At 36.4% G+C, this 3,295-nt stretch carries 3 protein-coding genes; all 3 read left to right on the top strand.

From position 1 onward, the window contains the following. The first annotated feature begins 65 nt into the window (after positions 1-65). The 3 genes from GQR44_RS19555 to GQR44_RS19545 all read left to right on the top strand — a co-directional run bounded on the left by GQR44_RS19555 (position 66) and on the right by GQR44_RS19545 (position 3,272). Positions 66-1,016, top strand: coding sequence for an IS1595 family transposase (locus tag GQR44_RS19555; protein WP_166372148.1), 951 nt, complete (start codon positions 66-68; stop codon positions 1,014-1,016). A 190-nt stretch (positions 1,017-1,206) separates the two neighbouring features. Next, on the top strand, positions 1,207-2,229 hold the full coding sequence (hemH, locus tag GQR44_RS19550; RefSeq protein WP_166373427.1) for a ferrochelatase: 1,023 nt from the start codon (positions 1,207-1,209) through the stop codon (positions 2,227-2,229). Positions 2,230-2,321: 92 nt separating this feature from the next. Continuing rightward, entirely contained in the window at positions 2,322-3,272 is a 951-nt protein-coding gene (locus GQR44_RS19545) for an IS1595 family transposase (RefSeq protein WP_166372148.1), read from the top strand. The last annotated feature ends 23 nt before the right edge of the window (positions 3,273-3,295 follow it).

The raw sequence follows: 3,295 nt of genomic DNA, 5'->3' as shown, positions 1-3,295 counted from the left end.
GGCTCTGTTCCTGTTAATTGTTGTCTATACTTATAAGTGATCATAACGTATTAAAGGTAAAGACTATGAATACTAAATCGTTCGTTCAAAACCTTAACCAAATAACTGCAGCACTTATATCCATGACACCAGCGCAAAGAGAGGTAGTTCATCAATCAATTCGAGAATCTCAAGTCGAATTACCCACCAATGAACTATTTCAACCTATTTTTGATACCTCTTCTTCTTGCCCTCATTGCACTTCAACACATTTAAGAAAATGGGGGAAGTCAGGAGAAACACAAAGATATCGATGTAATCATTGTGCTAAGACCTTTAATATTAAGACAAAAACACCGTTAGCTAGATTAAGAAAATGTCATCTATGGGAAGAGTATGCACGCTGTATGGAGCTAAAGTTAACACTTCGTCAAGCAGCTTCTATTTGTCACATTAATCTAAAAACTGCTTTCTTATGGCGACATCGCTTTTTAATGGCTAATACAGCTAAAACACAAGATAAATTATCAGGAATAATTGAAGTTGATGAATTCTTTATGGCGTATTCTGAAAAAGGCTCTAAAAAGCTAACCAGAGGGCGAAAAGCGAGGAAACGCGGAGGTGATGCAGATAAAAGAACAAAGGATGATCAAGTTGCGATATTACTTTCAATTGATCGCAGTAAACATATAGTTAATAAGGTGTTAGCAGCGGATACAGCTTCAGAAATAGAAGCGAATTTCGAACCACATATCCTAAGTAACTCCGTACTTTGTAGTGATGGTGCATGGCCTTATGTGAATATTGCAGAGCACAAGAATTGTGTTCATAAACGATTAATCAATGGGAAAAATAGAGTAATAGAAAACATTTACCACATCCAAACCGTTAATGGTGCAATCACTCACTTTAAGAGTTGGGTGGTAGGCAAAATGAAAGGGGTGGCGACTAAGTATTTACCGCATTATCTAACTTGGTTTAGAGAAAGTAGCGCAAAGTATGATTTTCAACAAATTTTACTCGCCGCTTATAGGTGACAACAGTGTAATGGAACAGAGCCTGTTTTTTATAGATGTTTTAATCTAAAGCTTTATTTTATACTTATCGTTATATCATTTTATTATTGTTAACCATCATCATAAACTTAAATAGAAAGTGATCTAATATCATTATCTATTCGTTTAAACGAGTCATCGTTAAAATTTATATGCTCAAAAGGAGCTTTTTGTGTCACGTTTTTCAGGCATTACCGATAACCCTCACGAAGAAGGCCGCTTCCATCAAAAAACAGGTATTTTACTGACTAATTTGGGAAGTCCCGATGCACCAACAACAAGTTCGGTGCGTACTTATCTAAACGAATTTTTATCTGATCGTCGAATTGTAGAAATTCCACGCTTAATTTGGATGATTATTTTACACGGTATTATTTTACGAATACGACCTAAACGTTCAGCAAAGCTGTATCAAAGTATTTGGACCGAGAATGGTTCGCCACTAACATATATAACTCGCTTGCAAAGAGATAAGTTAAGTGGTCTTTTAAAGCAACAGGGATATGAAAATACAGAAGTAGTGATGAGCATGCGTTATGGTAATCCTTCCATTAAGTCCGGTTTAGAGAAACTGCGTGAGAAAGGTTTTACTCGTATTGTCGTGTTACCTTTATATCCTCAATATTCGAGCCCAACAACGGGGTCCACATTTGATGCCGTCGCCAATGTATTGCGTGAATGGCGTTGGGTACCAGAGTTGCACTTTATAAATGGTTATCATAAAAACTCAGCGTATATTGACTCTCTTGCTAATAGCATTAGTGAAGATTTAGAGAAAAATGGAATGCCACAAAAACTAGTCTTTTCTTATCACGGCATGCCAAAATTATTTTTGGACAATGGCGATCCTTACCATTGTTTATGTTTACAAACGACACGTTTAGTTGTTGAAAAGTTAGGGTTAGATAAAGACAAGGTGATTAGTACTTTCCAAAGTCGCTTCGGCAAAGCTGAATGGTTAAAACCTTACACTGATGAAACATTGAAAGGCTTTCCTGAGCAAGGCATTAAAGATATCGCAATTATCAGCCCAGCTTTTAGTGCCGATTGCCTAGAAACATTAGAAGAGATTGAGAGTGAAAATAGAGAAATATTTGAACATGCTGGTGGTGAAAAATACCGATATATTGCCGCTTTAAATGACCGAGATGATCATATCGAAGCAATGTTAGACATACTAAAACCAAATCTGTAACAGAAGTTCTTTAGTCTCTATTTTTTAGGCTCTGTTCCTGTTAATTGTTGTCTATACTTATAAGTGATCATAACGTATTAAAGGTAAAGACTATGAATACTAAATCGTTCGTTCAAAACCTTAACCAAATAACTGCAGCACTTATATCCATGACACCAGCGCAAAGAGAGGTAGTTCATCAATCAATTCGAGAATCTCAAGTCGAATTACCCACCAATGAACTATTTCAACCTATTTTTGATACCTCTTCTTCTTGCCCTCATTGCACTTCAACACATTTAAGAAAATGGGGGAAGTCAGGAGAAACACAAAGATATCGATGTAATCATTGTGCTAAGACCTTTAATATTAAGACAAAAACACCGTTAGCTAGATTAAGAAAATGTCATCTATGGGAAGAGTATGCACGCTGTATGGAGCTAAAGTTAACACTTCGTCAAGCAGCTTCTATTTGTCACATTAATCTAAAAACTGCTTTCTTATGGCGACATCGCTTTTTAATGGCTAATACAGCTAAAACACAAGATAAATTATCAGGAATAATTGAAGTTGATGAATTCTTTATGGCGTATTCTGAAAAAGGCTCTAAAAAGCTAACCAGAGGGCGAAAAGCGAGGAAACGCGGAGGTGATGCAGATAAAAGAACAAAGGATGATCAAGTTGCGATATTACTTTCAATTGATCGCAGTAAACATATAGTTAATAAGGTGTTAGCAGCGGATACAGCTTCAGAAATAGAAGCGAATTTCGAACCACATATCCTAAGTAACTCCGTACTTTGTAGTGATGGTGCATGGCCTTATGTGAATATTGCAGAGCACAAGAATTGTGTTCATAAACGATTAATCAATGGGAAAAATAGAGTAATAGAAAACATTTACCACATCCAAACCGTTAATGGTGCAATCACTCACTTTAAGAGTTGGGTGGTAGGCAAAATGAAAGGGGTGGCGACTAAGTATTTACCGCATTATCTAACTTGGTTTAGAGAAAGTAGCGCAAAGTATGATTTTCAACAAATTTTACTCGCCGCTTATAGGTGACAACAGTGTAATGGAACAGAGCC

This window comes from Psychromonas sp. SA13A, from assembly GCF_011378715.1.
Taxonomy (GTDB): domain Bacteria; phylum Pseudomonadota; class Gammaproteobacteria; order Enterobacterales; family Psychromonadaceae; genus Psychromonas.
The sequence above is the reverse complement of the archived record's forward strand: the minus strand, read 5'-3'. Positions and strand labels throughout refer to the sequence as shown.